The 26,929-nt window shown below is 65.2% G+C and carries 25 protein-coding genes; 12 read left to right on the forward strand and 13 right to left on the reverse strand.

Annotation, left to right across the window (positions count from 1 at the left end; all coding sequences use genetic code 11):
- Nucleotides 1–2: 2 nt before the first annotated feature.
- From ACQR1F_RS06365 to fabD, 6 genes are all read right to left on the reverse strand, one after another.
- Complete coding sequence (locus ACQR1F_RS06365) at nucleotides 3–890, reverse strand: YicC/YloC family endoribonuclease (RefSeq protein WP_315800446.1); 888 nt, start codon at nucleotides 888–890, stop codon at nucleotides 3–5.
- A gap of 124 nt (nucleotides 891–1,014) precedes the next feature.
- Nucleotides 1,015–2,298 (reverse strand): endolytic transglycosylase MltG, encoded by a 1,284-nt coding sequence (gene mltG, locus ACQR1F_RS06370; protein WP_434845863.1) that lies wholly within the window; start codon nucleotides 2,296–2,298, stop codon nucleotides 1,015–1,017.
- A gap of 295 nt (nucleotides 2,299–2,593) precedes the next feature.
- On the reverse strand, nucleotides 2,594–3,859 hold the full coding sequence (gene fabF / locus ACQR1F_RS06375; protein ID WP_315800299.1) for a beta-ketoacyl-ACP synthase II: 1,266 nt from the start codon (nucleotides 3,857–3,859) through the stop codon (nucleotides 2,594–2,596).
- Nucleotides 3,860–4,079: 220 nt separating this feature from the next.
- Entirely contained in the window at nucleotides 4,080–4,319 is a 240-nt protein-coding gene (locus tag ACQR1F_RS06380; protein ID WP_006610957.1) for an acyl carrier protein, read from the reverse strand.
- 436 nt (nucleotides 4,320–4,755) lie between these two features.
- Complete coding sequence (fabG, locus tag ACQR1F_RS06385; protein ID WP_315800300.1) at nucleotides 4,756–5,493, reverse strand: 3-oxoacyl-[acyl-carrier-protein] reductase; 738 nt, start codon at nucleotides 5,491–5,493, stop codon at nucleotides 4,756–4,758.
- Nucleotides 5,494–5,526: 33 nt separating this feature from the next.
- Nucleotides 5,527–6,486: an ACP S-malonyltransferase gene (gene fabD, locus ACQR1F_RS06390; RefSeq protein WP_315800301.1), complete on the reverse strand. Its 960-nt coding sequence runs from the start codon at nucleotides 6,484–6,486 to the stop codon at nucleotides 5,527–5,529.
- 371 nt (nucleotides 6,487–6,857) lie between these two features.
- Between fabD and rpsF the strand changes: the two genes are divergently transcribed.
- The 4 genes from rpsF (at nucleotide 6,858) to rplI (ending at nucleotide 9,288) form a co-directional block, all read left to right on the forward strand.
- Nucleotides 6,858–7,319 carry a 30S ribosomal protein S6 gene (rpsF, locus tag ACQR1F_RS06395; RefSeq protein ID WP_315800302.1) on the forward strand — a complete coding sequence of 154 codons (462 nt, stop codon included), beginning with the start codon at nucleotides 6,858–6,860 and terminating at the stop codon, nucleotides 7,317–7,319.
- Between the two features lie 5 nt (nucleotides 7,320–7,324).
- Nucleotides 7,325–7,564: a 30S ribosomal protein S18 gene (rpsR, locus tag ACQR1F_RS06400; RefSeq protein WP_008963441.1), complete on the forward strand. Its 240-nt coding sequence runs from the start codon at nucleotides 7,325–7,327 to the stop codon at nucleotides 7,562–7,564.
- Nucleotides 7,565–7,696: 132 nt separating this feature from the next.
- On the forward strand, nucleotides 7,697–8,647 hold the full coding sequence (locus ACQR1F_RS06405; protein WP_316236641.1) for a hypothetical protein: 951 nt from the start codon (nucleotides 7,697–7,699) through the stop codon (nucleotides 8,645–8,647).
- Nucleotides 8,648–8,694: 47 nt separating this feature from the next.
- Nucleotides 8,695–9,288, forward strand: a complete 594-nt coding sequence (rplI, locus tag ACQR1F_RS06410) for a 50S ribosomal protein L9 (RefSeq protein ID WP_434912692.1) — start codon at nucleotides 8,695–8,697, stop codon at nucleotides 9,286–9,288.
- A gap of 63 nt (nucleotides 9,289–9,351) precedes the next feature.
- Here rplI and ACQR1F_RS06415 read toward each other — a convergent pair whose 3' ends face one another.
- The gene (locus tag ACQR1F_RS06415; RefSeq protein ID WP_316180925.1) at nucleotides 9,352–10,116 is read right to left on the reverse strand and encodes a hypothetical protein; all 765 of its coding nucleotides are present in this window, start codon (nucleotides 10,114–10,116) and stop codon (nucleotides 9,352–9,354) included.
- Nucleotides 10,117–10,544: 428 nt separating this feature from the next.
- Between ACQR1F_RS06415 and ACQR1F_RS06420 the strand changes: the two genes are divergently transcribed.
- The 3 genes from ACQR1F_RS06420 (at nucleotide 10,545) to alr (ending at nucleotide 15,172) form a co-directional block, all read left to right on the forward strand.
- Nucleotides 10,545–11,795, forward strand: coding sequence for a cyclopropane-fatty-acyl-phospholipid synthase family protein (locus ACQR1F_RS06420; protein ID WP_315800306.1), 1,251 nt, complete (start codon nucleotides 10,545–10,547; stop codon nucleotides 11,793–11,795).
- A gap of 638 nt (nucleotides 11,796–12,433) precedes the next feature.
- Nucleotides 12,434–13,942 carry a replicative DNA helicase gene (locus ACQR1F_RS06425; RefSeq protein ID WP_315755750.1) on the forward strand — a complete coding sequence of 503 codons (1,509 nt, stop codon included), beginning with the start codon at nucleotides 12,434–12,436 and terminating at the stop codon, nucleotides 13,940–13,942.
- Nucleotides 13,943–13,987: 45 nt separating this feature from the next.
- The gene (gene alr / locus ACQR1F_RS06430) at nucleotides 13,988–15,172 is read left to right on the forward strand and encodes an alanine racemase (RefSeq protein WP_316180929.1); all 1,185 of its coding nucleotides are present in this window, start codon (nucleotides 13,988–13,990) and stop codon (nucleotides 15,170–15,172) included.
- A gap of 821 nt (nucleotides 15,173–15,993) precedes the next feature.
- On the opposite strand, the gene ACQR1F_RS06435 is transcribed toward alr, so the two are convergent.
- From ACQR1F_RS06435 to ACQR1F_RS06445, 3 genes are all read right to left on the reverse strand, one after another.
- Complete coding sequence (locus ACQR1F_RS06435) at nucleotides 15,994–17,481, reverse strand: lipase family protein (protein WP_316215635.1); 1,488 nt, start codon at nucleotides 17,479–17,481, stop codon at nucleotides 15,994–15,996.
- A gap of 90 nt (nucleotides 17,482–17,571) precedes the next feature.
- A complete protein-coding gene (locus ACQR1F_RS06440; RefSeq protein WP_316180933.1) occupies nucleotides 17,572–18,285 on the reverse strand; it encodes a hypothetical protein in 714 nt (237 codons plus the stop codon).
- Between the two features lie 541 nt (nucleotides 18,286–18,826).
- Nucleotides 18,827–19,729 (reverse strand): SDR family oxidoreductase, encoded by a 903-nt coding sequence (locus ACQR1F_RS06445; protein ID WP_434912693.1) that lies wholly within the window; start codon nucleotides 19,727–19,729, stop codon nucleotides 18,827–18,829.
- 91 nt (nucleotides 19,730–19,820) lie between these two features.
- On the opposite strand from ACQR1F_RS06445, the gene ACQR1F_RS06450 reads away from it, so the two are divergent.
- A complete protein-coding gene (locus ACQR1F_RS06450) occupies nucleotides 19,821–20,648 on the forward strand; it encodes a helix-turn-helix transcriptional regulator (protein ID WP_434912694.1) in 828 nt (275 codons plus the stop codon).
- A 156-nt stretch (nucleotides 20,649–20,804) separates the two neighbouring features.
- Nucleotides 20,805–21,575: an exodeoxyribonuclease III gene (gene xth, locus ACQR1F_RS06455; protein WP_434912721.1), complete on the forward strand. Its 771-nt coding sequence runs from the start codon at nucleotides 20,805–20,807 to the stop codon at nucleotides 21,573–21,575.
- Nucleotides 21,576–21,600: 25 nt separating this feature from the next.
- Here xth and ACQR1F_RS06460 read toward each other — a convergent pair whose 3' ends face one another.
- Both ACQR1F_RS06460 and ACQR1F_RS06465 read right to left on the reverse strand, forming a co-directional pair.
- Entirely contained in the window at nucleotides 21,601–22,104 is a 504-nt protein-coding gene (locus tag ACQR1F_RS06460) for a hypothetical protein (protein ID WP_316180941.1), read from the reverse strand.
- Nucleotides 22,105–22,261: 157 nt separating this feature from the next.
- Nucleotides 22,262–22,987, reverse strand: a complete 726-nt coding sequence (locus ACQR1F_RS06465) for an alpha/beta fold hydrolase (protein ID WP_434883202.1) — start codon at nucleotides 22,985–22,987, stop codon at nucleotides 22,262–22,264.
- A gap of 104 nt (nucleotides 22,988–23,091) precedes the next feature.
- On the opposite strand from ACQR1F_RS06465, the gene ACQR1F_RS06470 reads away from it, so the two are divergent.
- A complete protein-coding gene (locus ACQR1F_RS06470) occupies nucleotides 23,092–24,078 on the forward strand; it encodes a helix-turn-helix domain-containing protein (protein WP_434912695.1) in 987 nt (328 codons plus the stop codon).
- A 14-nt stretch (nucleotides 24,079–24,092) separates the two neighbouring features.
- Here the strand turns inward: ACQR1F_RS06470 and ACQR1F_RS06475 are convergent, their stop codons facing one another.
- The gene (locus tag ACQR1F_RS06475) at nucleotides 24,093–24,386 is read right to left on the reverse strand and encodes a GlsB/YeaQ/YmgE family stress response membrane protein (protein ID WP_316215629.1); all 294 of its coding nucleotides are present in this window, start codon (nucleotides 24,384–24,386) and stop codon (nucleotides 24,093–24,095) included.
- A 740-nt stretch (nucleotides 24,387–25,126) separates the two neighbouring features.
- Between ACQR1F_RS06475 and ACQR1F_RS06480 the strand changes: the two genes are divergently transcribed.
- The gene (locus tag ACQR1F_RS06480; protein ID WP_434912696.1) at nucleotides 25,127–26,623 is read left to right on the forward strand and encodes an amidase; all 1,497 of its coding nucleotides are present in this window, start codon (nucleotides 25,127–25,129) and stop codon (nucleotides 26,621–26,623) included.
- 19 nt (nucleotides 26,624–26,642) lie between these two features.
- Nucleotides 26,643–26,918 carry an amidohydrolase family protein gene (locus ACQR1F_RS06485; RefSeq protein WP_434912697.1) on the forward strand — a complete coding sequence of 92 codons (276 nt, stop codon included), beginning with the start codon at nucleotides 26,643–26,645 and terminating at the stop codon, nucleotides 26,916–26,918.
- Nucleotides 26,919–26,929: the final 11 nt, after the last annotated feature.

Consider the following 26,929-nt stretch of genomic DNA (forward strand, 5'->3'; position numbering starts at 1 on the left):
GATCACTCCAGATTCTGAACCTGTTCGCGGAACTGCTCGACCACGGTCTTCAGCTCCAGGCCGATGTTCGTCAGCTCGATGTCGTTCGACTTCGAGCAGGTGGTGTTGACCTCGCGGTGGAATTCCTGGGCGAGGAAGTCGAGCCGGCGGCCGACGGGCCCGCCCTTGCCGAGCATCTCGCGCGCCTGCGCGATGTGGGAGGCGATGCGATCGAGTTCCTCGCGCACGTCGGCCTTGGCCGCGATCAGCAGCGCCTCCTGCGCCAGGCGGTCAGGATCGAAGCGGTCCGACGTGTCGAGCAGGGCCGCGACCTGCTCGGCGAGTCGCGCCTTGATGGCCTCCGGCTTGCGGCCCGGCGATGTTTCGGCCCTCTTCGCCAGTGCCTCGATCTCGTCGACGCGCTGGTTGAGGATCTGTCCGAGCGTGTCGCCCTCACGCCGACGCATCTCCACGAGATGTTTCAGCGCGGTCTCGAACGCCGCGATCGCCGCCTCCTTGGCGGCCTTGTCCTCGGCCTCGTCGGTCTCCGGCTCCGCCACCTCGATCACGCCCTTGATCGACAGCAGCCCGTCGATGCTGGGCGCGACCGCGTCGATCCGGCCCGCGAGCTGGCTCGCCACCTTCACGACGGCCGCCAGCACATCCTCGTTGATTCGCACCGTCGACCCGGTCTCGGTGCGCTTGACGGTGAGATTGGCGTAGACGGTGCCGCGCGACAGCACCTCGGTGGCGCGCTTCTTGGCGAAGGCCTCGACCTCGTCCCAGCCCTGCGGCAGCCGCACCCGGACGTCCAATCCCTTGGCGTTGACCGATTTCAACTCCCACTCGAACGAGTAGGGACCGCTTGCCCCGTGGCTACGGGCAAAGCCGGTCATGCTCGACAGCGCCATTTCGTCCATGTCTCCGGCATATCGGGAATGGCGGGACAGACTCGCTCCGCCAAAAGTGCGCGAACCTTACGGCCTTTTGGGCAAATGTTAAGCCCGGTTCTGCGCGGCCGAGATGCGTGGGAAATTATTGCTGAACGACCGGCGGGGTCGGCTGTGCGGCGCCCTGTCGCGCCCCGTTGCCGGGTGCGACACCGCCGTTGGCGCGGTTGGCGGGCGGCCTCTTCGCACCGGCCGGCGTCCGTGGCGCGGCTGCTGCCCCGGCCACCGGATCCACCGCTCCGCCGGCAACGGCCGGCGGCGCCTCGTCGGGCTCGACGGTGTCGTTCTGGGTCTGCCGCTCCATCGCCCTGAGCTTGGCGACGTTCTTCTGGTGCAGGTCGTAGGTCTCGGTGAACGCGTGGCCGCCGGTGCCGTCGGCGACGAAATAGAGATCGCGCGTGCGCGCCGGATTGGCCGTCGCCTCCAGCGAGGCGCGTCCCGGATTCGAGATCGGTCCCGGCGGCAGGCCCTCGATCACATAGGTGTTGTAGGGCGACGGTTGGGTGATCTCGCTGCGCTTGATCGGACGGCCCAGCGTGCCCTTGCCGCCGACCAGACCATAGATGATGGTCGGATCGGACTGCAGCTTGATCCGCTGCTTCAGCCGGTTGACGAATACTGCGGCCACCCGGCTGCGCTCGTCGGGCTTGCCGGTCTCCTTCTCGACGATCGAAGCCAGCGTCACCAACTGCTCCGGCGTCCTGACCGGCAGATCCGGACTACGCCGTTCCCAGATCTCGGCCAACACGCGCTTCTGCGCCTGCTGCATGCGCTGCACGACCTGATCGCGGCTGGTCCCGCGCGGGAACTTGTAGGTCTCCGGCAACAACGTGCCTTCGCGCGGAATCTCGCGGACGCTGCCGGTGAAGATCTCGTTCTCGGACAGACGCGCCACGATCTGCTCTGACGTCAGGCCTTCGGGCACGGTCACCGAATGCTGCACGACCTTGCCTTCGACGATGACGCCGATCACGTCGCGCAACGATGCATTCTTCTGGAACGCATACTCGCCCGGCTTGAGGTCGGAACTGGCCTTCAGCGCATAGACCCCACCGATGAAGATCCACGGATTGACGTCGATCACACCTTCACGCGCGAGCACGTCGGCGATATCGCGTTTGCCCGCGCGCTGCGGGATGTTGACGACCTTGTCCTCCTGCAGCGGTCCTGCCGCTTCGAGGATCTGCCGTCCATAATAGTAGGCCGCGCCCACGCCGAGCATGGCCAGGATGAGCAAGGTGATGATCGCATTGCCGACCACCACGAACGGATTACGGGCGCGGTCGGAGCGGCGCGGCGGCGGCGGCACGCGTTCCGGCTCCAGCGCTGCGCGCGGGCTGCGGGGCGAGATGGGCGGCCGTTCACTCATCGATGCAACCTTCAGTCCTGTCGCTCTCGTCGTGGCCGTGCGCTCCCCAACGCAAGCGACCTGAAGTCCACGCCCAATTTAACGATTCGTCATCTCGTCATCGAATACGGCGAAAAGGTGTTTTCGCCGGGCCTCACCGCCATGCGCATCCACTTACCGCATCGGCGCCGAAGGCCGACCTGCGAAAGACACGCGAAGTTAAAGACACGCGAAGTCTTGGGTTCTAGTGTGGCTGCAGTCGGATATCCGCGTGACCAAGCGACAATCGGCCCGAGCGGCATTCCGTCCTTCCGCACTAGGTCACCACGCGCCGCAAAACCACCGACGCGTTGGTGCCGCCGAAACCAAACGAGTTCGACAGCGCCACGTTGATCTCGCGTTTGCGAGGTGCATGCGGCACGAGATCGATCGCGGTTTCCACCGACGGATTCTCCAGATTGATCGTCGGCGGCGCGATGTTATCCCGAATCGCGAGAATGCTGAAGATGGCTTCGACGGCGCCGGCCGCGCCGAGCAAATGGCCGATCGACGATTTGGTCGACGACATCGAGATCTTCGAAGCGGCATTGCCAAGCAGGCGCTCGACCGCGCCGAGTTCGATCTCGTCGCCGACTTGAGTCGAGGTGCCGTGCGCGTTGATGTAGTCGAGGTCGGCGGCCGTGATGCCGGCCCGCTTCAGCGCCGCACTCATGCTGCGAAAGCCGCCGTCGCCATCCGGCGATGGCGATGTGATGTGATAGGCGTCGCCGGACAGTCCGTAGCCGCAGACCTCGGCGTAGATCCGCGCGCCGCGTGCCTTGGCGTGCTCATACTCCTCGAGCACGACCACGCCGGCGCCCTCGCCCATCACGAAGCCATCGCGGTCCTTGTCGTAAGGACGCGACGCGCGCTCGGGCGTCTCGTTGAATCCGGTCGACAGTGCGCGGGCCGCGCAGAACCCGGCCATGCCGATTCGGCAAATCGGCGATTCGGTGCCGCCGGCGACCATGACATCGGCATCGCCGAGCGCGATCAGGCGGCTGGCGTCGCCGATCGCATGCGCGCCGGTCGAGCAGGCGGTGACGACCGAATGATTGGGGCCCTTGAGCCCGTGCTCGATCGAGACATAGCCCGAGGCGAGATTGATCAGACGTCCGGGAATGAAGAAGGGCGACACTTTGCGCGGACCGCGCTCCTTCAGCAGGATCGCCGTGTCGGCAATGCCCGAGAGGCCACCGATGCCGGACCCGATCAGCGTGCCGGTGGCGCAGCGGTCCTCTTCCGTCGCGGGATGCCAGTTGGCGTCATCGAGCGCCTGACGCGCCGCAGCCATCGCGAAAATGATGAAATCGTCGACCTTGCGCTGGTCCTTGGGCTCCATCCACTGGTCGGCATTGAAGGTGCCGTCGGAGCCATCGCCGCGCGGCACCTGACAGGCCACCTTGGCGGGAAGATCGGAGACCTCGAACGACTCGATCAAGCGCGCACCGCTCTTGCCCTGAAGGATGCGCTGCCAGGTCGTTTCCACACCACAGCCAAGCGGCGAAACCATGCCAAGGCCAGTGACGACAACCCGCCTCATGTTCGTTTCTCCAGACCCGATTTTGAGCGCTTGTGGATCGGCTGACGGCCGTCGCCGCATCTCGGGTCAATTGTTCGAGTAACACGGTCTGGCCAGGCAGCGCGACCGAATCGTCTGTCGCCGACCGCCAGATGACGGCTCATCACGATGCCGCCAACAGCAAGAAACCGGTCGACCGCACAAGACGGATCGGCCGGTTTCGCGCAACTTCGCCGGAGCGTCAGCTCTTGGCGTTCTTCTCGAGGAACTTGGTGGCGTCGCCGACGGTCAGGATCGTCTCGGCGGCGTCGTCCGGAATCTCGCAACCAAACTCTTCCTCGAAGGCCATGACGAGCTCGACCGTGTCGAGGCTGTCAGCACCGAGGTCGTCAATGAAGCTCGCGTTGTCGACCACTTTCTCGGGCTCGACACCAAGGTGTTCGACCACGATCTTCTTAACCCGCTCGCCAATCTCACTCATCGTTCAACCTCGTGCTTGTTCCTTTAAGACCCGACCCCCGGATGATCCGCATCACCCCGGCCGCTAAACTTCCTTCGCGATCGCGCAAAACCAGATTTGCCCCGCAGCGCCCCTTTACCGAAATTTGGCGGACGACTTGCGGTCCGAAAACTTCGGAAACGGGGCCACTCACAAACTCCAATCCACACTCTCCATGAGGCCGGTACGCCTCCGATCCAGAGCGCTCAAACAGGAACCCGGATCAGCAGCGCCAGCCGACGGAGGCCCGGCGAACGATGGCAGCTCGCCCCGCCAATATACAGGGTTTGGAAATCCTGCAATGGCGTTCTTCGTGCCCCCATCAGCTGCCCGGTTACCATACACGCGAATCGTTGACCACACGGCCCGGTATGCTGGTCGCGACGTCTTTTCGCCGCATTCCGAGCCGCGGCAGGGCCTAGATCATCGCCATGCCGCCGTTGACGTGGATGGTCTGGCCCGTGACATACGCCGCCTCGTTGGAGGCGAGGTACACCGCAGCTGCAGCAATGTCCTCTGGCGTGCCCAGCCGCGCCGCCGGCACCTTGGCGAGGATCGACTCGCGCTGCTTCTCGTTCAGAGCGTCGGTCATCGGTGTCTTGATGAAGCCCGGTGCGATGCAGTTGGCGGTCACGCCGCGCTTGGCGTACTCGGCGCCGAGCGTCTTGATCATGCCGATGATGCCGGCCTTGGACGCCGTGTAATTGCCCTGCCCCGGATTGCCGGTGACGCCGACGATCGAGGTGATCGCGATGATGCGGCCGAAGCGCTTGCGCATCATCAGCTTGGTGGCGGCACGCGAGAGGCGGAATGTCGCGGTCAGGTTGACCTTGATTACCTCGTCCCAATCCTCGTCGCGGAGCTGCACGAACAGGTTGTCGCGGGTGATGCCGGCGTTGGCGACGAGAATGTCGACCTGCCCCATCGCCTGCTCGGCGGCCGGCACCAGCGCCTCGACCTCGGCCGCGTCAGACAGATTGCAAGGCAGCACATGCACACGGCTGCCCAGCTCGCCCGCGAGGGTCTCGAGCACCTCGCGCCGGGTGCCGGAAACGGCCACGGTCGCTCCCTGGGAATGCAAGGCCTTGGCGATCGCATTGCCGATGCCGCCGGTCGCGCCGGTGACCAGCGCGGTCCTGCCACTCAGATCGAACATCAAACTCTCCTCAATGCCGCTATACGCGACGCTCTACGACGTTTTGACCGCGGCCAGCGCATCCTTGGCGGCCGCAATGTCCGCCGGTCCGCCGACGGCGACACCGACTGCACCATCCGCGATCCGCTTGACCAGGCCGCTGAGCACCTTGCCCGCGCCGATCTCCAGGAAGCGCGTCACGCCCTGGCTCGCCATGTAGGCGATCGATTCGCGCCAGCGCACCGTACCCGTGACCTGCTCGACCAGGCGACGGCGAATCTCGTCGGGATCACTGATCGGCGCCGCGAGCACGTTCGAGACCAGCGGCGAGGCCGGCGCCTTGATGGTGACCTTGGAGAGCGCCTCCGCCATGACGTCGGCCGCCGGCTGCATCAGCTTGCAGTGGAACGGCGCGGAGACCGGCAGCAGCATGGCGCGCTTGGCGCCCTTGGCGCGCGCGATCTCGACGGCGCGATCGACGGCGGCCTTGTTGCCGGACACCACCACCTGACCGCCGCCATTGTCGTTGGCGGCCTGGCAGACCTCGCCCTGAGCCGCCTCTTCGGCGACCGCCACGGCTGCCTCGTAATCCATCCCGAGCAGCGCGGCCATGGCGCCGACGCCTACCGGAACGGCCTTCTGCATCGCGAGACCGCGCGTCCGCAGCAGGCGGGCGGTGTCGGCGATGGTCAGGCTGCCGGCGGCCGCCAGTGCCGAATATTCGCCCAGCGAGTGACCCGCGACGAAGGCCGCGTCCCGCCCGACCGAGAACCCCGCCTCGGCCTCCAGCACCCGCAAGGTCGCCATCGACACCGCCATCAGGGCGGGCTGGGCATTTTCGGTCAGCTGCAGGGTCTCGGCCGGACCTTCCCAAATGATGGTCGTCAGCTTCTCGCCGAGGGCAGCGTCGACCTCCTCGAACACGGCGCGGGCCACCGGGAAGGCGTCCGCGAGCGCCTTGCCCATGCCGACGGCCTGGGACCCCTGCCCCGGAAAAGTGAATGCTGCCGTCATGGCCGCCCCCTGAACGTTCCAAAATCCCTGGAATTGAGTAACTTTGGCCGGAAAGACACTGGCAAAGGCCGGGATGTCAAGCGCGTGACGGGCGCATTTCGACCACTTTCCCTTGCCTTGGCGCCGAAAATCGGTATAAGGCCCGCCATCCGTGGATCCCGAGCCGGGAGCTGAACGGACGGTCCCAGCAAATTCACCTTGCTCAACCTTGGGGATGTACCCTCTCCAAGCTGTCCAGGCGATTTGATGTGGCAGGGCCAGTCGGCCCGTCGTCCCGTGTTCCCGCCTTCTGAGCTGACGTCTGCGAGTCCTTTCCACAAGGGCTCGAAGGGCTTGACGCCGGGATTTGCGCCAACTTGGAAAGGACAGCCATGCCGCTTTACGAGCATGTTTTCCTCGCGCGTCAGGACGCGAGCACCCAGCAGGTGGAAGAACTGACGGCTCAGATGACCGGTATCGTCGAGGGTCTCGGCGGTAAGGTCACGAAGACCGAGAATTGGGGCGTTCGCTCCCTCACCTACCGCATGAACAAGAATCGCAAGGCGCACTTCGTGCTGCTCAACATCGACGCGCCGTCCGCGGCGATCGCCGAGATCGAGCGCCAGGAGCGGATCAGCGAGGACGTGATCCGCTACCTCAGCGTCCGCGTCGAGGAGCTCGAGGAAGGCCCGTCGGCGATGATGCGCAAGGCCGATCGCGACCGTGAGCGCGACGACCGCGGCGGCGGCTTCCGTGGTGAGCGCGATGGCGGCGGCTTCCGTGGCGATCGCGGAGACCGTGGCGATCGTGGCCCGCGCCGGCCCCGTGACGAAGAAACGACGGACGAGGAGTAAGATCAATGGCTGAAGCCCCCGCACGTCGCCCGTTCTTCCGCCGCCGCAAGACCTGCCCGTTCTCCGGGCCGAACGCGCCGAAGATCGATTACAAGGACTCCAAGCTGCTGATGCGCTACGTGTCCGAGCGCGGCAAGATCGTGCCTAGCCGCATCACCGCCGTGTCCGCCAAGAAGCAGCGCGAGCTCGCGCGCGCCATCAAGCGCGCCCGCTTCCTCGGCCTGCTGCCCTACGTCATCCGCTGATTGCGGACCTCGGACCGGCGGCCCCGCGCCGCCGGCTCCTTCCGTTGAATTCTCATAAGGCTTCCGGGTCGTCCGGTCGCCGATGGTTGGGGCGAAGGCGCCTCTAACCGCTCGAAGGGAGCGGGACAGCTGATGATCGGAACGCTTCTCATCGCGCTCGCAGCAGGCGCTGCCTCCGCCGTCATGTTCGCCTCGACGGCGTCGGGCGTAATGACGGCGCTCGTGCTTGCGCTGCTCGCGCCCGTGCCGCTGCTGGTCGCCGCAATCGCCTGGGGCCGGCTTTGCGCTGTCATCGGCGGTCTTGTGGCAACCGCTTGCGTGCTGGCCATCTTCGGCTTCGATCGCGCGCTCGCCTTTGCCGTCTCGGTGACGCTGCCGGCCTGGTGGCTCGGCCACCTCGTCCTGCTCGGCCGGCCGACGACCAGCCCATCCGGCCAGGATGGCATCGAATGGTATCCGCCCGGCAACATCCTGCTGTGGATCGCGGTGATCGCCGCGCTGATTGCCGCATTCTCCTTCGGCACCGACATGACGGCCACCAATCAGGGTCTCAGGCGGCTGCTGTCGCGCGTGCTCGGCAATACCGTCGCGTCGACCGACGCGGTCGACATTCCCCAGCTGGTCGAGCTCCTGGTCTTCATGGCGCCGCCCATGGCCGCGGTGATCATGACCACGATCCTGTCGCTCAACGTCCTGGCGGCTGCAAAGATCACGGCGATCTCCGGCCGGCTGATGCGCCCATGGCCACGCCTGCGCGACACCAAGCTGCCGCTGATGACGCTGCCGGCGCTGTTTGCGATCATCGCCTTCTGCTTCCCGGGCGGGCTGATCGGCATGCTCGCGCGAATCGCCGCCGCAGCGCTGCTGACCGCCTATGCGCTCACCGGCTTCGCGGTCCTGCATACGCTGACCCTGCCGCTGCGCACCCGGCCGCTCTGGCTCGGCCTCGCCTACGCGCTGATGCTGACCTTCATCTGGCCGATCCCGATGCTGGCGATGATCGTCCTCGGCCTCGCCGACGCCGCCTTCGACCTCCGCCACCGCTTCGGCCCGCGGCAGCCGCCGCCGTTGCCGGTGCCGTAGAAGCTTCACCTCAACCAACCGCTTCAAACATCACAAGGAGAACATCGATGGAAGTCATTCTGCTGGAACGTGTCGCCAAGCTCGGCCAGATGGGCGAGATCGTGAAGGTCAAGGACGGGTTCGCCCGCAACTTCCTGCTCAAGCGCAAGAAGGCGCTGCGGGCCACCGCCGAGAACAAGGCCAAGTATGAGGGCATGAAGGCCGAGCTCGAGGCCAACAACATCAAGGCCAAGGGCGAGGCGTCCAAGGTCGCCGAGAAGATCGACGGCCGCGACATCGTCATCATCCGCCAGGCCTCCGAATCCGGCCAGCTGTTCGGCTCGGTCTCGGTGCGCGACATCGTCGCCGCCCTCGCCGCCGACGGCATCACCGTCAGCCGGCCGCAGGTCTGGCTCGACGCCCCGATCAAGACGATCGGCAAGCAGACGATCACCATCGCGATCCATCCGGAGGTCGAGACCTCGGTGACCGTGACGGTCGCCCGCAGCGCCGACGAGGCCGAGCGCATCAAGCGCGGCGAGGACATCTCGACCCGCCAGGAGGACCGCGACGCCGCCGCCGAAGCGATCGCGGCCGCCGGCGAGTTCTTCGATCCGGAGGCCCAGGACGAGGGCGCTGCCGGCGAGTCTGCGCAGCAGTAAGCGCCGCGCTAGCCCATTTGCGGAAAAGCCCGGCTCAACGAGCCGGGCTTTTTCATTGCCGTCTCACCGCGAGGGCGAGGACGGAACCGAGGGATCCGACGGCACCGACTGGGTCGTGGCCGGCGCCGGCGTCACCGGCGGGACCGGATCGGCGCGCAGCGCCGGGGCGGCGTCGCTCGATCTTGCCGGCTCAACCCGCGGCGGCTCGGAGCCGGCGGCGCTGTCCTCGCGCGACGGCGACGGCTGGGTCGCACCGGTCGGCTCGCTGCGCGTCTCATCCGCGGCCGCGCCCTCCTGGGCCGGCTTCTTGCGCTTGCCGAGCCGGCCCTTCTTTGCGGGCGCACTGCCCTCGCCGTCGGCCGGTGCAGCCGCAGGCTCCGCTGCCGCATCGGGCTTGGCCTCGGCCGGCGCGGAGCGCCTAGAATGATGACCCCGACGGCGCGGCTCGGCCGCATCGTCAGCGGTGGCCGGCTTCGCCTCGGACGGCTCGGTGGTGGCCGACCGGGCGCGACGCTCGGACCGCGTCTCCTTGCCGGAATGGCCCGTGGATCGCGCATCAGCGGCGCCGTTCGCAATCAGGTAATTGGCGAGCACGCCGGCCATCTCGGGGCTCGTCGTGTAATGCTGGCGCAGAAACCCGGGCAGCGAGCCGGCCGAGGTGTTCTTGGCCAGACCGCGCGGCGACTTGTGGCAGACCACGCAGGTCCCGTTGAAGATCTGCGCAGGACTCTTGCCCGCATCGAGATTTTCCTGCGCAACGGCGGCCCCCGCAAAGCCCATGCAGAACACCGCCACCACCGCCGCCAAATTGAGCGCTCGGCCCACCATTCTCATTCTCCAGCTATGGTTTCGCCCACACGGCGCCGCCCCGCGCGACATCCGCTGCCGTGTTTCCTCTCGCTATCAGCCGAACGTGACAGCGGACATTGCGGTCGCTCCACGCCGTCGACGGCGATCCCTTCAGACCTCGTCCGGCGGTCAGATGCCGGACACCGGCCAAAAGGCCGGCGGCCGCGGCCTTTTTAACGGATTGCGGAGCGAATGAAAGCGCACAGATGTTCCTGCGCCGAGATGTCCATCGATCAATGACAATGACCGTTCTGAATATCGGCTTTGTGTTCATGGCAGTGGCATCGGCGTGTGCCCGCTGGGTAACATAACAACGTGATGATTGGGAACCAATCGGTTCTCAACGCGTCGAGTGCGACGGCCGGGAAAGTCAGCAACTCACGGGAATAGCTCGTTGGGTGGTGTGGATGGACCGTTTGCTGCGAAGTCTGTTGAGTGGCTTCATTTGCCGTGGGTCGATCAGCTTTACGACGGCCAGCGGCACGTCGTTCAGCTGCGGGGATGGAACCGGTGTCCCCGTGGCGGCACGATTTCTGACTCGTGAAGCCGAGCGCCGGATTCTGGCCAATCCCGAGCTCGCGCTCGGCGAGGTCTATATGGACGGCTCGTTCGTCGTCGAACGAGGATCGATCGCGGATCTGCTGTCGATCGTGATGAGCCAGCCGGCCGCGGTGCCCGACTGGGCCAAGACGCAATGGTGGCTGCGCTACCTCGTCCGGCACCTGCACCAGCTCAACATCCGGGCACGCGCGCGCCGCAACGTCGCCCATCATTACGATCTCGACGGGCGGCTGTATTCGCTGTTCCTCGATGCCGACCGGCAATATTCCTGCGCCTATTTCGAGACGCCGGATGCGACGCTGGACGATGCCCAGCTCGCCAAGAAACGTCATCTGGCGGCCAAGCTGCTGATCCGCCGCCGCCATCGCATCCTCGACATCGGCTGCGGCTGGGGCGGGCTCGGACTCTACCTGGCTGAGATGTGTGATGCCGACGTCACCGGCGTGACCTTGTCGGCCGAGCAGTTGCAGGTCGCCGAGGCCCGCGCGGCCGAACGGCACCTGTCCCATGCCGCCCGCTTCCTGCTGCAGGATTACCGCGACGTGCCAGGTACGTTCGAGCGCATCGTCTCGGTCGGCATGTTCGAGCATGTCGGGGTCGCCTTCTACGACACCTTCTTTCGCCGCTGCGCCGAGCTGCTCGCGGACGACGGCGTCATGCTGCTGCATTCGATCGGACGCTCCGAGGGCCCTGATGCGACCAACCCCTGGATCGCCAAATACATCTTCCCCGGCGGCTACGTCCCAGCCCTCTCGGAGGTTCTGCCGGCGATCGAGCGCGCCGGGCTCCTCGTCTGCGACATCGAGATCCTGCGCCTGCACTACGCGGAGACCCTGAAGGCGTGGCGCGAACGCTTCATGGCCCGGCGCGACGAGGCCGTGCAGCTCTATGACGAGCGCTTCGCGCGGATGTGGGAGTTCTACCTGGCGGCCGCGGAAATGGGGTTCCGCAAGCAGAACCTGATGAATGTCCAGATCCAGCTGACGAAGCGCCAGGGCGTCGTGCCGATGACGCGTGACTACGTCCACCGCGAGGAGACGCGGCTGCGGGCGCGCGAGCGCGGCAGCCGCCCGGCGCTGCAGATGGCGGGTGAGTAGCGCGCGCGGCCCGCGACGAAGGCGGAAGGCGGCGTCAGTGCAATGGTCCTGCAGAGACGGACGCCCGGATTCGCGCGGCCGCGCCGCGGGCCCGACTTCAATCTTGAGATGCGTAGATAACGGATCGCGTCCCAAGCGTGAGATCATGCCCATCCGACTCAAATTTTCAAACAAATCGTGCGGTCTGTGAACTGGCTCACAGACCCCGGGTAAGCCCGGCCGTAGTGTCCCGGCGTGTCCCAGAGCCCCGCCAGAGCCATGTTGGAACCCCAGACCGACTTCAGCACCGACTACGCGCTGATCGCCGCGGGCGTAGGGGCATCCCTGATCGCCCTGCTCTATCTGCTGCTGGTCTGACGCCGGGCGCGGATCCACGCGCGGCCCTCGCACGCCCTGCCGTACCGACTCTCGTTCCCGCCTCGCGGACATGTCGAACGATCGCGCCGGTTGAGTGCACCGGCATGTCGCTCGCGCTCGCGCGGCCTTGAGTCCTGTCGGTTCCGTCAAGCACGGCATCTGGCGAGTCCGGATTCATCCACCAGATTTACCAGACGGTGAATTGCGCTCAGCTTTCGCTTCCGCTTCGCGCGCGACTGGCGCTTTATCCCCTCCCCTTCAAAGCTGCTAAACACGCGGTCATGGCACTCACCGATTCGAACGTTCACAAGCTGGCGCCGGCTGACGCAGCGACGCCGGCCTATCGCAGCGCTCCTCACAACATCGAGGCGGAACAGGGTCTGCTCGGCGCGATCCTCGTCAACAACGACGCGTTCTATCGCGTCTCGGACTTCCTCGAGCCGAAGCATTTCTTCGAGCCGCTGCATCAGACCGTGTTCGAGACCGCGTCGAGCCTGATCCGCATGGGCAAGGTCGCGACGCCCGTGACCCTGAAGACATTCCTGCCGGCCGACGTTGACATCGGCGGCATGACGGTCGGGCAATATCTGGCGCGGCTCGCGGCCGAGGCGACCACGATCATCAACGCCCAGGACTATGGCCGCACCATCTACGACCTTTCGTTGCGCCGCGACCTGATCGGCATCGGCGAGGACATGGTCAACGTCGCCTATGACGCGCCGGTCGACTTCGCGCCGCGCAACCAGATCGAGGACGCCGAGCGAAGGCTGTACGAGCTGGCCGAGTCCGGCCGCTACGACGGCGGGTTCCAGAAATTCTCGCAGGCGCTGACGACCGCGCTCGACATGGCCGCCAAGGCGTTTCAGCGCGACGGCAAGCTGTCCGGCATCTCCACCGGCCTGCGCGATCTCGACGCCAAGATGGGCGGCCTGCAGCACTCGGACTTGATCATCCTCGCCGGCCGTCCCGGCATGGGCAAGACCTCGCTCGCGACCAACATCGCCTACAACGTCGCCCAGGCCTATGTTCCGGAATTGCAGCCGGATGGCACCTATCGCGCCGCCCAGGGCGGCGTGGTCGGGTTCTTCTCGTGCGAAATGAGCGGCGAGCAGCTCGCCACCCGCATCATCGCCGAGCGCTCCGGCATTCCCTCGAGCCACATCCGCCGCGGCGGCATCACCGAGGCCGATTTCGAGAAGCTGCGCGAGTGCTCGATCGAGCTGCAGTCGCTGCCGTTCTATGTCGACGAAACCGGCGGCATCTCGATCGCGCAGGTGATGGCGCGCGCCCGGCGTCTGAAGCGCCAGAAGGGCCTCGACCTCCTGGTGATCGACTACATCCAGCTGCTGTCGGGTTCGGGCAAGCGCGGCAACGACAACCGCGTCCAGGAAATCACCGAGATCACCACCAGCCTGAAGGCGCTGGCCAAGGAGCTCAGTGTTCCCATCATCGCGCTGTCGCAGCTGTCGCGCCAGGTCGAGAACCGCGAGGACAAGCGGCCGCAACTGTCGGACCTGCGTGAATCCGGCTCGATCGAGCAGGACGCCGACGTGGTGCTGTTTGTGTATCGCGGCGAGTACTACCTCGCCGCCAAGGAGCCGCGCCCCGGCACCGAGGAGCACCAGAAGTGGCAGATGGAAATGGATCTGGCGCTCGGCAAGGCTGAGGTGATCATCGGCAAGCAGCGCCACGGTCCGACCGGCACGGTCGAATTGCACTTCGACGCCTCGGTCACCCGGTTCGGCGACCTCGCCCATGACGGCCTGCCGCCGCAGCACCACGACTATTGACCTGACGCGGTTGAACCGTGACGCCGTGGCGCGTAAAAGCGCCACATGAGTGTTCCCGAACAGAAACCCGCCGAACAGCCTGTCTCGGCGGTCGACGACGCTGTCCCGGCCAGCGCCACCGGCGTGCTGACCATCGATCTCGACGCGCTCGCCGCCAATTGGCGCAAGCTGGAAAAGACCGCAGTGCCGGCCGAATGTGCCGGCGTCATCAAGGCCGACGCCTATGGCTGCGGCATTCCCCAGGTGGCGCGCACGCTCGCGGCCGCGGGCTGCAAGACCTTCTTCGTCGCAACCCTCGCCGAGGCAAAGGTCGCCCGCGCCGCCCTGCCCGACTCGGCCGCGCTCTACGTGCTCGACGGGTTCTTCCAGAACACCGGCGACGACTACGCCGCCATCAACTGCCGCCCTGTCATCGGCGATCTCAACGAGCTCGCCGAATGGGACATGTTCTGCCGCCGCACCGGCTGGAAGGGTGGCGCCGCCATCCATGTCGACACCGGCATGAACCGGCTCGGCCTCAGCCTGATCGATGCGCAGAGCATGATCCCGCGCATCCAGAGCGGCGACCATGGCATCACGCTGGTGATGAGCCATCTTGCGTCGGCCGAGCAGATCAACAGCCCGTCGAACGCGCGCCAGCTCACTGCGTTCCGCGAGGTCGCCAGCGTGTTCACCGGCGTGCCCGCCGCGCTTGCCGCCTCCTCCGGCATCTTCCTCGGTGCCGCCTTCCAGTTCGACATGGTGCGTCCCGGCGCGGCGCTCTATGGCGTCAATCCCACGCCCGAGGCCGACAACCCGATGCAGCCGGTCGCCGAGATCAAGGCGCGCATCGTGCAGCTGCGCGACCTCGCGCGCGGCGACACGGTCGGCTATGGCGGCACCTGGAGCGCGCGCCGGCCGACCAGGCTGGCGATCCTCTCCGCCGGCTACGCCGACGGCTACTTCCGCGCCGCCTCGTCCAATGACGGCACCCGCGGCGCCGACGTCATCATTGCCGGCCAGCGCTGCCCGATCGCAGGGCGCATCTCGATGGATTTGATCGCGGTCGATGTCACCGACCTGCCGCCGAAGGCCGCCCGCCGCGGCCACTTCGCCACTTTGCTCGGCGAAGGCATCACCGTCGACGAGCTGGCGCATCATTTCGGCACCATCGGCTACGAGGTCCTGACCAATCTCGGCCGGCGCTATCACCGGATCTACAAGGGCGGCGCGACGCCCGCGGAGAGCTGATCGTCCGTCAACGCCCGCTGCCGTAGCCCGGATGAGCGCAGCGACATCCGGGGTCCCACGCGCCATCTCGGTGAACCCGGATATCGCTGCGCTCATCCGGGCTACGAGATCGGCGCTGCACTGGCAATGACGGTGTCCACACATGCGCCTTCGTTCTCGCGGCCCATAACGCCCGAGGCTTGCATCTCGTTTTCACCCTCTTCAACGAGGGCGCAGGGAATGCCGGGTGAAGGCCTCACCCATGGCCCGCCTGCAGAAAAAAAGCAGGCGGCAGTCACCACAGGTTCAGCCGGTCAACCGGCATTCCCCGCGCGATGGCTTTACGCCTTATGCGTACTCTCCCCGGGGATCGGCTGTCTTGCCCCCGTGACCGGCGGATCATCACCGCCAGCGTAGCATCAGCGTCGAGATGCCAGGACCATACGTCTTCGACGTGCGCCCAGTGCCGTTCGTCCGCACGACGTCAAGCCATGCTGCGACCCGAAGCGCCCACCACATCCCACCCCGCGTGTCATGACGATCGCGATACGCCCCTCGTGCCGAGGCGGGACGGAGAGAGAGAACCATATTTTTCCGATAAACGGAAGTTAAATATTTTTCGCCGAAGGACTGGACAGGGTGAGTCGCGCTGAAATTACTGGGAAATTTTTCCGCAAAGTGCAAAAAGTCCGCAGAATTAGGCCCCAGCGATTAGAGCCGTCGTCGCGGACAATAGGAGCGGCATGGTATCCGCACCAGCTACGCCAGCCCTCTGCTTACGTGCAAATCCAGTGATCAAACGCTGGTCGGAGCGTAATCGTCGGCCATGACGAGAGCCAGTGCTAATGCCCCGTGCCCAACCCCGCCGCCCGCCATGAGCGGAACGTAGTCCGATATCTTGGACCGACAACTGCCCGCGCCGCCCCCTTCTTCTGCTTAGAAGCCGTCTGTTCGAGAATATTTGGTTCGACCGGAGCGAACTGCAGAGGCTGCATCGAGAACAATCCCGGCTCAGAAGAACCGTAAGCCTGCAGTTGGCGCTCGCGCCGCCGCGATTGGCTTCTCAGACCAGCAACATCGCGTGCGCCTGCCGCTGGAGCGACGTGCCACGCACCCATTGAAGCGACCTGGTCGAGAGGCGACGGCGGCGGAAGCATTTGATAGTCAGGGCTCGGGTCGCAGGTCGTGTGAGCACTTCTGGGCAGAGGCGGATAGCTGGACTGCCGTTCGTCCGTCCACTCCACAAGCTTGGAAGCCAGCGGCACTATGCCGTGCTCCTCGTAGGCATTGTATGCCCCAGGATTGACCCACCGCACGACCCTCTGAAACGTGGTCTTGGGTGCACCTGCCCTGAAGGCGTTGATCTGAACCGTTCTAACCAAGGGATCGCACTCGAACGCGGGAGTTTGCTGCTGACCACGGATGACCGCGTATTTTGAAAGAACTTCACCTTCCTGATAGACGCGGTCGATGGTCAATTTTTGCCGATTTGTATTCCACGTCTGATCATTGATCAGATCCGGCGCCGTCACAGGGGACGAATTGAACGTGAAGACCTTCTTGATTCGGCCCGCCTTCGTTGCAAGAGCTGCGAACTCTGCGAGCCCGCCGCCGAGCGAATGTCCAACTGAAACAATCTGAGCGTTTCCGTTTGCCCTCTTGTAGCAGGGCATACCCTTGATTTTCTCTATCAGATTATCAAGTCGCCGCGCCAACTGATCGTATTCGTCATCGATATGCGCGTAACGAGAGAAGCGATGGGCGTTCGAACTCCAGGACGCCAAGAACAAGGCGACCGACGAATTGACTGTGCCCCGAAATGCAATGCTAACCTCTGAACATCCACGATTGGCGAGGTGACGAGCCCAGACCTGATAATAAAGTCCATCCGTCGAAAACAACGTCCAGCGCTGGGGGCGGTCGTCCACACAATTTTCGTCGCCCGGTATCGTACATTTGACCAAGCCTAGACTGTCAAACTGATACTCCCACTGTCTGAACACTCTCTTCGCTTTGCGAACATTCTGCTCGTCCCCAAAATTATCCGGTCCCTCCTTGATCTGATGATCGGAGACGTACGAGAGCGCGGCTTGGATGGCGTATGGCGCATAATATCCAGCAAATTTGATTGCCGATTGCTTGGCCGCCTGACACTCGAATGGCCGACCCAGGTCGAATGCGCCTACCTTGAAGAAGGCGTCTCCTATGTCGCTTGCCCTTAAAGCTTGGCAGTCCTGCTCTTGCGCAAAAACGTTCTGAATTGAAAAGGATAGTATGAGTAGAGCAAACGCAATAATGCCCCTGCCCCATAAAATGAAGCATTTTCGCATCGTAGATGCCTCCAATACCCTGGCGTGTATTAGATCATGCTTGCGACCGCGTGGCAACGCCATCCCCAGGACTTGGAAGGTCCCCATCGGCTAAGACTTGCTGGACGATGCTCCAGTGCCATCTGTAGCCGCCTTGCGGCGATGCAAAACAATTCGAGATGCCAACATGCCGACGACGTAAATCACGAACATGCCACCAGCGATCGGAGCGCCAATCCCGATCGGACCCGGCGGCGATTTGACGAGACTGGCAATGAACGGCTGATCCGATACAACGACGACATCTCTTGCCGTATTAGTTACCTTACCGCCAAACACGTAACAAGAGCCGCCGTTTGCCTCGCACCTTTGGTTCGCAACATAAGCTAACGCCAAGTTAGGCGCCAAATACGGTAGCCCAGCAAACATCATGGTCAACAAGGAAATGAGGAGGACGCGGCTTGCCATTTGAGACCAGCCCCTATTGACGACGTAATAGCACACTGCGAGCCAGACAGCCGCAAATCCGATTCCGAAGGCCACGCTGACAAGCAGACCCGCCTGCAGCGCAGCATCCAGGATGCTGCTGATTTGCCAACCTGCGACCTGACACGCCGCCTCATTCGAATCGTCAAGTCTACAGCCGACCGACCTTCCTAGAACGGTTGCCGCATAGACCACTATCTCGGGCACAAACGGCATGATCAGAAGTGGCAGCAGCAAAATTCGCCACCCTCGCCGACCTGTACGAAGCCTTGCTTGTTGATTCATCGCACGAGCCCGCTCTTCGAGTTTTTCATGTGTATCGTAGCGCTGAACTCGCATGGTTGCGAACAGCGCGCATCCATGTCCTGCAACGGTGACTACGCGACGTCTATAGACTTTTTCACAATCAGCATAGCACGTCTAATCTTCAAGAAGTCCTGAAGGTATGCAAGCGGGGATGAGCGCTGCGAATTCGGGGGGCCGCGCTCATGCGGGCCGCCCCGTGAAAATGCGCCAGCAGCTTAGGAACGATCGCGCCGAGAGGCGCGCGGCGAAGCGATCCGTACGTTGACTATGCTGATCGGCACGATGGTAACGGCGCGCGCTCGGCCCTCGGCCGCTGCAGGACGAGATCGTCGCGGCCGCACAGGGCAAGCTCGCGGCCGATTGAGGGGCAACCCTCCCCGCTGGCCTGTCATTTGCGACCTATTTCTGGAGAATTCGGCGACAGTGCATAGAACTCCCCAGCGACCGAGGGGCCGGCGCCCCGCCCGAGGCTACGACGGAAAGCACTTGCCGAACGCCGCCATCAGGCGGACCGGGCCTTTCAGCCGCAGCGAGCGGGTGAGGATCAGGCGCGCCACCCGCTCCAGGCAATCCTTCAACTCCGAGAGCTCGGCTTGAAGTAGTCCGGCTGGCCGATGTCGGCGATCAGGCCGATGCCCTCGGGCGTCCAGCCCAGGCGCTGCTGTGTCAGGGTGCTGGAGGCCGGCATGTCCAGGCCCGCGAACATCGCCAGCGGCCCGTAGTAGTCACCAGCCTCCTCCTTTCTGATCGAGACGACCGGCACGTTCAGCGCGCGGCCGACCGCCTCGATGACCTCGCGCATGGGGACGCCCTCCTCGCCGACGGCGTGGTAGATCGCGTCGGCCGTACCTTTCTCCAGGGCGAGCCGGTAGAGGCGGACGACATCCGATCGATGCGCCGCGGCCCAGCGCTCGGCGCCCGCGCCGACATAGGCGGCGCGGCCCTTCTGCCGTGCGAGCTCGACCAGATAGGAAATCAGCCCGGCTTTTCCTGGTGCGCCGTGCACCTGCGGCAGGCGGATCACCATCGCGCGCACGCCGCGCGACGCATAGGCGAGACCCGTCTGCTCGGACACGCGCGGGACATGCGCTGACGACTCGCGTCGCATGTCTTCGGTGACCACCACATTGGCCGTCACGAGCCCCGTTCCGGAGGTGACGATGAACGGCTTGTTCGAGCCCACCAGCACCTCGCCCATGGCTTCGATGGCAGCCTTGTCGATCGCACCGTTCTCCGCGAACTTCGCGAAGTCATGGATGAAGGCCAGATGGATCACGCCGTCGGCGTCCTTCGCGCCGCGCTTGAGGCTGTCGAGGTCCTGCAGCGATCCGCGATGAACCTGCGCGCCCAGTTGCTCGAGCGTGCGGACGTTCTCTTCGGAGCGCGCGAGGCCGATGACCTGATGTCCGGCGGCGATCAGTTCTCTGGTGGTTTCGGAGCCGATGAAGCCGGCGGCGCCGGTGACGAAGACACGCATGAGACACACTCCCTGTTCAGATCGCCGGGATATTGCTACGCTGCTCATGCGGGTAAAGTCGTGACATTATACGGGTATAATCGCTAACAGGATGACGGACAGCAACTCGCTCGGGACCTATCTCCGGGATCGCCGCGCCAAGCTCGATCCGACCGCGTTCGGCCTGCCGCTGCAGCGGCGGCGAACGCCGGGGCTGCGGCGCGAAGAGGTGGCGCAACGCGCCAATGTGAGCGCCACCTGGTACACCTGGCTGGAGCAAGGGCGCGGCGGCGCGCCCTCCGCCGACGTGCTGGACCGCATCGCGCGCGCCATGATGCTGACCGACGTCGAGCGCGAGCATCTGTTCCTGCTCGGTCTCGGCCGGCCGCCCGAAGCCCGCTATCACGCCATCGACGGCATCTCCCCCCGCCTGCAACGCGTGCTCAACACGCTGGACTACAGCCCCGCCTTCGTTCGCACGGCGACATGGGACATCGTCGCCTGGAACAGGGCCGCCACGGTCGTTCTCACCGACTACAGCACCCTGCCCGAGGGCCAGCGCAACGTTCTGCGCATGATGTTCAACGACAGCCGCGTCCGCGCCGCACAGTCCAACTGGCAGGCCGTGGCGCGCTATGTGGTCGCGTCCTTCCGCGCCGACGTGGCGCGCGCCGGCGCGGCCCGCAATGTCCAATCGCTGGTCGACGAGCTCTGCGCGACCAGCCCGGACTTCGCGGCGATGTGGCGCGACAATGATGTGCAAGGGCGGCATGGCGATGGCGTGAAGGTCCTGCACCATCCCTTCGCCGGGCCGCTCTCGCTGGAATTCTCGGGCTTCGCCGTCGATGGCCGGCCCGACCTCACCATGGTGATCTACAATCCCGCGACGCCGGAGGATGCGGACAAGATCCGCGCGCTGGTGACGTCGCGACCTAAATAGACACGTGCGCCTTCTCGACTCGCGCCGCCGAGAAGCGCGTGGCTGCCTGATGGGCCGGGCTTTCATAGGCAGCCTTGGCTGCATCGATGCTGCAGCGTGAACCAAAAGGCGATTGCGAGCTTGGTCATCCGGACCATCCCCACCGCAACAGGCATCATGAAGATCGCGACCTTCAACATCAACAATGTCCGGCGGCGGCTCCCCAATCTGCTGCGCTGGCTGGGCGCGGCCAGGCCCGACGTCGTCTGCCTGCAGGAGCTGAAATGCACCCAGGCCGATTTCCCCGTCGATGCGATCGCCAAGGCCGGCTATGGCGCGGTGTGGCAGGGGCAGAAGACCTGGAACGGGGTCGCGATCCTGGCGCGCAAGGCTGAGCCGGTGCTGACGCGCACCACCCTGCCCGGTAATCCCAGGAACGAGGAGGCGCGCTACATCGAGGCCGCGGTGCGCGGCCTCGTCGTCGGCTGCCTCTATTTGCCGAACGGCAATCCGCAGCCGGGGCCGAAATTCGACCACAAGCTCGCCTGGTTCAAGCGGCTGCACAGGCACGCGGCCAAGTTCATCAAGGACGACCTGCCGGTCGTGCTCGCCGGCGACTACAACGTGGCGCCTGATACGCTCGACATCTACCCGACAAAGTCCTGGGACAAGGACGCGCTGATCCAGCCGAAGAGCCGCGCCGCCTTCAAGGCGCTGGTCGACCAAGGCTGGTGCGATGCGATCCGCACGCTGCATCCGAAGGCGCCGATGTTCACGTTCTGGGACTACAAGCGCAACCGCTGGCCGCGCGACGCCGGACTGCGGCTCGATCATCTGCTGCTGAGCCCGCAACTCGCGCCGCGCCTTGCCAAGGCCGGCGTCGACCGCGCCATTCGCGGCGAGGACGGCGCCAGCGATCACGCGCCGGCGTGGATCGTGCTGACATAGTCCGAAGGTCGCGCGCGTCGGAGCTTCAGCCGCGGTCCGGCCAGGTCTGCTGCAGGTTGGTCGCGCGCTCCGGCAGGCCCTCGGTCAGCACCGCCATGCCGCCGCACACCGGCAGGTGCACGACGAGGCTCGCGGCATCGGGCACGTTCGGGCGCGGCGTCACGTTCCACAGCATGATCTCCTGGCGCGTGCGCCGGATCTCCCTGAACTCGTAGCTGAAGGTCTCCGAGCCGCGCGGATATTCGCGCCAGAGCTGGCCCTCCTTGCGGAAGCTGCTCTGCGTGCCGTCATAGCGATCGGCATAGGACAGGCAGGCCGGCACGTTCAGCGCTTCGAGCACGGCCGCGCCGACGTTCGACGCCGCGGGAATGACGCTGTTCACCGCGCCGATCGCAGCGAACACGGTCGTGATCACGCCGGCGGCCATCGCGAGCCAGCCGGCCCTGGTCGCGGCCGGCCGCGCGGGCGCTTTCGCGGCTGATGTCTTGGATGCAAGACCCCGAGGGGACGTCAGATGGAGCTGGGCCATGACGCGTTTCTCCGATGGTGCGGCGAGGATGGATGCCCCGCCGGGCTGCCTTCATCGGAGATCAGTCTGACCGATCGCGCTCCCGGCGAATGTGACGCCGATCACAACCTGGAATCATCACCGCGTGGCGTCACACCGAGAGCGTGACGGCGTCCCGTCAATCGCGTCCCGCATCCATGATCGCCTGCGCGAGCCGGCCAGGATCGGAGAAGCACAGCTCATGGCTGCCGGGCACCTGGACCAGCCGGAACAGGCCGAGCTTGCCGGACAGGCGCGGATGCCATGGCAGGCTGTGCGGCAGCGCCGTGTCCTCGGTGCAGTTGATGTAGGATTTCGCGATGGCCATCTCGGCGGGATTGGTGCGCAGCGTGATCTTGTCGGTGAAGGTCTTGTTGGGATGCGGATTGAGCATCTCATAGGTGCGCGTCGCGGTGGCGAGATCGGCGTCGTTGATGAAGGCCTCGCGCCAGACCGGGAACGGCAGCACCACCGAGCCGTCGCCGCGCTCCGCCGCGACCGCGTCGAACAGCGCAACATAGTGCGGTGGCACCATGTCGTTGAGGCACTCGCCGTCGTTGGGCACGAACGCGTTCCAGTAGACCAGGCGGCGGATGCGCTGAGCAATGCGGTCGGCGACGCCGGTGATGACCATGCCGCCATAGGAGTGCCCCATCAGCACGGCGTCGGTGATGTCGTGCTCGGTGAAGTAGTCGCAGATCGAGGCGATCGCCTCGTCGAGTCCGATGGTCTTGGCGTCGCCGGGGCGGTTGCCGCGGATGGTCGGCAGATGGACCGTGTGGCCGGCGGAGCGAATGGGCGCGGCGACCGGCTCGAGCTCGGCGCCGGTATGCCAGGCGCCATGGACCAGGACGTAGGTTGACATGATCACGTTCCTTTGCACGATGGAAGGCGGTGCAAGGACTATGGGCCGGACCGCGCCCGCGGCGCTTGGCTGCAACTGAACCCGATTGGTCTCGGAGTGAACCGATGGGCGCCGAGCCGGAACGGCAGCGGAGCTGGAATACGGCAGTGGTGCGGCCGGAGGAGCAGTTCTCGTATTATCGCGAGGCGATCTGCCAGGCCTTCATGAATTTGACGCCGGAGCCGGCGCGCGGCATCGGCTTCGCCGCGGAGGTGCAGAGCATCAGCGTCGGGAGCGGCGCCATCAACCGCGTCAGCTTTCCCGAGCACATCGTCCGCCGCTCGCGCGCGGACATCGCCGCTTCCACCCAGCGCTGCTTCTATCTCAACCTCAAGCTCGCCGGCCGCTGCACCATCCTGCAGGACGAATGCGATGTCAGCCTGTCCGCCGGCCAGGTCGGCATCTTCGACAGCGACCGCACCTTCGTGCTTCAGCACGATCGCGGGCCGTCGCTCGGCGTGATCTCGTTCCGCGTCCCAGCCGATGCGCTGTTCGGCCGCCTGCCGGCGGTGCCGGACATCGCGCCGACGCGGCTGTCCGACGACCCGTGCGTCGGCGCGCTGATCGTGGAGACGGCGCGCTCCCTCAACGCCAACGCGCTGCGGCTCGCGCCGGACGATGCGTCGGCGCTGTTCGGCGTGCTGCTCGATCTGGTGGCGCTGAGCCTGTCGCGCCGCGGCCGCCGCGAGACGCATGCGACCACCTCGTTTGCCGATGCGACGACCTTGGCGCTGCGCCGCGCCATTCACGAGCGGGTGCGCGAGCCCGGCCTGACGGTGGCGACCATCGCATCTGTCGTCGGGATCAGCGAGCGCTATGTGCACAAGCTGCTGGCCCGCGCCGGCACCAGCTTTTCCGAGTTGGTGATGGAGCGCCGGCTCGATGGCGCAGCGCGCGATCTGCGCGATCCCGCCCGAGGCGGCCGCGACATCGGCCGTATCGCCTTCGACTGGGGCTTTTCGGATCTGTCGCACTTCACGCGCCGCTTCAAGCAGCGCTTCGGCATGCGTCCGCGCGACTGGCGCGCGGAGACCGCGCGCCACTCGGGCTGACGACCGCGTGGGGCTCAGCGCGGACTCGGTTCGCGGGCTACGCCCCACAGCCAGATCGCCGCCAGCAGGACGAGCGAGCCGACGAACGCCGCGACGACATCGCGTAGCGAAATGACGATGCTGCCCATGCCCGGAAACAACCCGAACAGGTTGAACAAGACCCCGCCGATGAGCGCGCCGACGCATCCCAATCCGATGTTGGTGAGGAGCCCGAAACCTGCTCGGCGGCGCTTCACCAGGATTCCGGCTAGGCCGCCGCCGATCAAGCCGACGACGAGCCAAGTCACTGCGTGTACCAGTGTGAACATTCTTCACTCCGTCGGTCTGCCGTCGCACTTCAGTTGGAGCATCACGGCCAGCAGCAAGATCATGAGAGCACCTTGCCGAGCGAAGCGGGACCGCCGGTTGCGACACGGATGCAGCCAGATCAGGGGTCACGCTCGCAGAGCCGGACGAATCGCGCACGTGCAGGTTACATCGATTTCGTTGCCATGAGCTGAACTCTGCAGATCGGATGAGTTCGCGACCTGATCGCAAACTGGACGATACGCAGGCCGGCGTCCCTCACAATGTGATGCGGCCTGCTTGCTTCGAACGGCGATTCCGCTTCGAAGCCGCGGAGTTATTCCGAATTGACAATCATTCTAACCTATTCGTCTCGAACGCGCGCAGCTCATGCGAACGCTTCGCACGCAATCGACTACGTAGTTCCCCCGAGTTCATACGATCTGCGGAATCGGGAATAGTGTGTTTCCCGCAGAGCGAGCAGAGGTGAATTCATGCGCGTCGCATGCAACGGGGCGAGATTTCGCGGTCTGCTCCAGCTTGAGACTCCGCCAACGGGGCCGGACTGCCACGACTCCCGCTCCTCCAGACAGGCGCGGCGTTCGCCGCGGCCGATGCCGGCCCAACATTGAGGCGCTGATGACCGTCATGAACGGCCAGCTCAGCCACGAACAGCGAAGCTGAATCCTGCGTTTTTCTCGGATCGTCACCTCACGATCAAATCGAAATACTCGGACCGATTCCCGGAAATACGGAGGCGTGTATGATCGACAGACGAATGCTCATCAAAGGCGCGGGAGTGGCGTTGGTCGCGTCCGAACTCGGTTTGCCGGCCGCGCGGGCCGAGTCCGCCGATCCGCTCTGCTACGCATCGGTCGCCGATCTCACCGCCATGTTCCGGGCCCGCAAGGCGTCACCGGTCGATCTCCTGAAGGCGCAGATCAAGCGGATCGAAGCCTACAACCCGAAGGTCAATTGCATCACCTACGAGCACTTCGACCAGGCGATGAAGGAGGCCAAGCAGTCCGAAGACCGTTATCGGCGCGGCAATCCGAGGCCGCTGGAAGGGATCACGGTGGCCATCAAGGACGAATTCTCCAGGCCCGGCTGGCGGACGACACAGGGCTCGCTCATCTACAAGGACTCGCCGCCGGCAACGGAGAACGCGGCCATCATCGACTCGCTCGAGGCGGCTGGCGCCGTGATGCCGTTCCAGACGACCGTGCCGGAATTCTATCTTTTCCTCGGCGCATCCACCCGCGCCTGGGGCACGACGCGCAATCCATGGAATCTCGAATATTCTCCGGGCGGGTCGTCGGCGGGGTCCGGCGCGGCGCTGGCCGCGGGCTTCACGACGCTCGCCCTCGGCTCCGACATGGGCGGCTCGATCCGAATTCCCGCCTCACAATGTGGTCTCTATGGCTTCAGGCCGCCGTTCGGACGCGTGGCCGGCGGGGAAATCCCGTTCGCGACCTCAGGCCCGATGGCGCGGCGCTTCGACGACCTCGTCCGCCTCCAGAACGCGATCGTCGGTCCGTCCGAGCGGATGATGGCCGCGATGCGCCCTCGCCTCGACTATCCCACCCGTTATCCGCGCCTTTCCGGGTGGCGCATCGCCGTGGATTGGGGCGCCGGCATTGCGGAGGTCATACCCTCCGTGAAGGCTGCGATGCTGGGAGGCATCGCGGCGCTGCGCGCCGCGGGTTGCACGGTGGACGAGGTCGATTGCGGCTTCACGAAAGCCCACAAGATGGTCTTCATCCGTGGGCTGATGTCGACGTCCATCGGCACCGCGATCGAGATCTCGAATGCGCATCGCGATCAGCTCTCGCCCTACATGACCGAAATGCTCGACCAGGTCGGCCCGGTCGGACCGCGCCAGGCCGAAGACGCCGAGGAGCTGCTGCAGCGGCTGCACCGCCAGGTCCAGCAGCGCGTGTTCGGGAAGGGCTACCGCATTCTGCTCATGCCGACCATGGCAACGCCTCTTGTCGGGGCCGACATGTTCAAGAGCAAGGACAACAAGGTGGACCCGTGGGTGGGCACCGGCCTGAACCTGGCGCTGACGTGGCACTGGAACCTGCTCAACCGCTATCCCGTCGTCGAGGTCCCGCTCGGCTTGGTCGAGGACCGCATGCCCGCGGGCATGCAGGTGATCGGCCAGACCTACACCGATCTCGACACGTTCCAGTTCGCGTCCAACTGGTCCCGTCTCCGGCGCTCCCTGTTCGCGGGCGAGCGTTTTCCGACTTTCACCTGATGTAGCCGGGGCCACACGGGTGCGGACGCGAGACAATGGCTGCCAGCGCAGCGCTTCGGTCCATCCGCCCGCGACCGAACGCCTGAGCCTGCCGGAGCTCATTCGAGGCGACACGATGGGCGGGGCCGATCAGCTGCGCATGCAAGATAGGATCGGCTCCATCAAGGTCGGGAAGCTGGCCGATCTGATCGTGCTCGAGAAGAACCTGTTCGATGTCGGACCACACGAGATCGGCAAGCTGAACGTTCAGCTGACGATGATGAACGGCCGGATCACACATCGCGATGGACTCTGAACGGGAATGAC

It is taken from the genome of Bradyrhizobium sp. HKCCYLS3013 (assembly GCF_051167615.1).
Classification (GTDB): Bacteria; Pseudomonadota; Alphaproteobacteria; order Rhizobiales; family Xanthobacteraceae; genus Bradyrhizobium.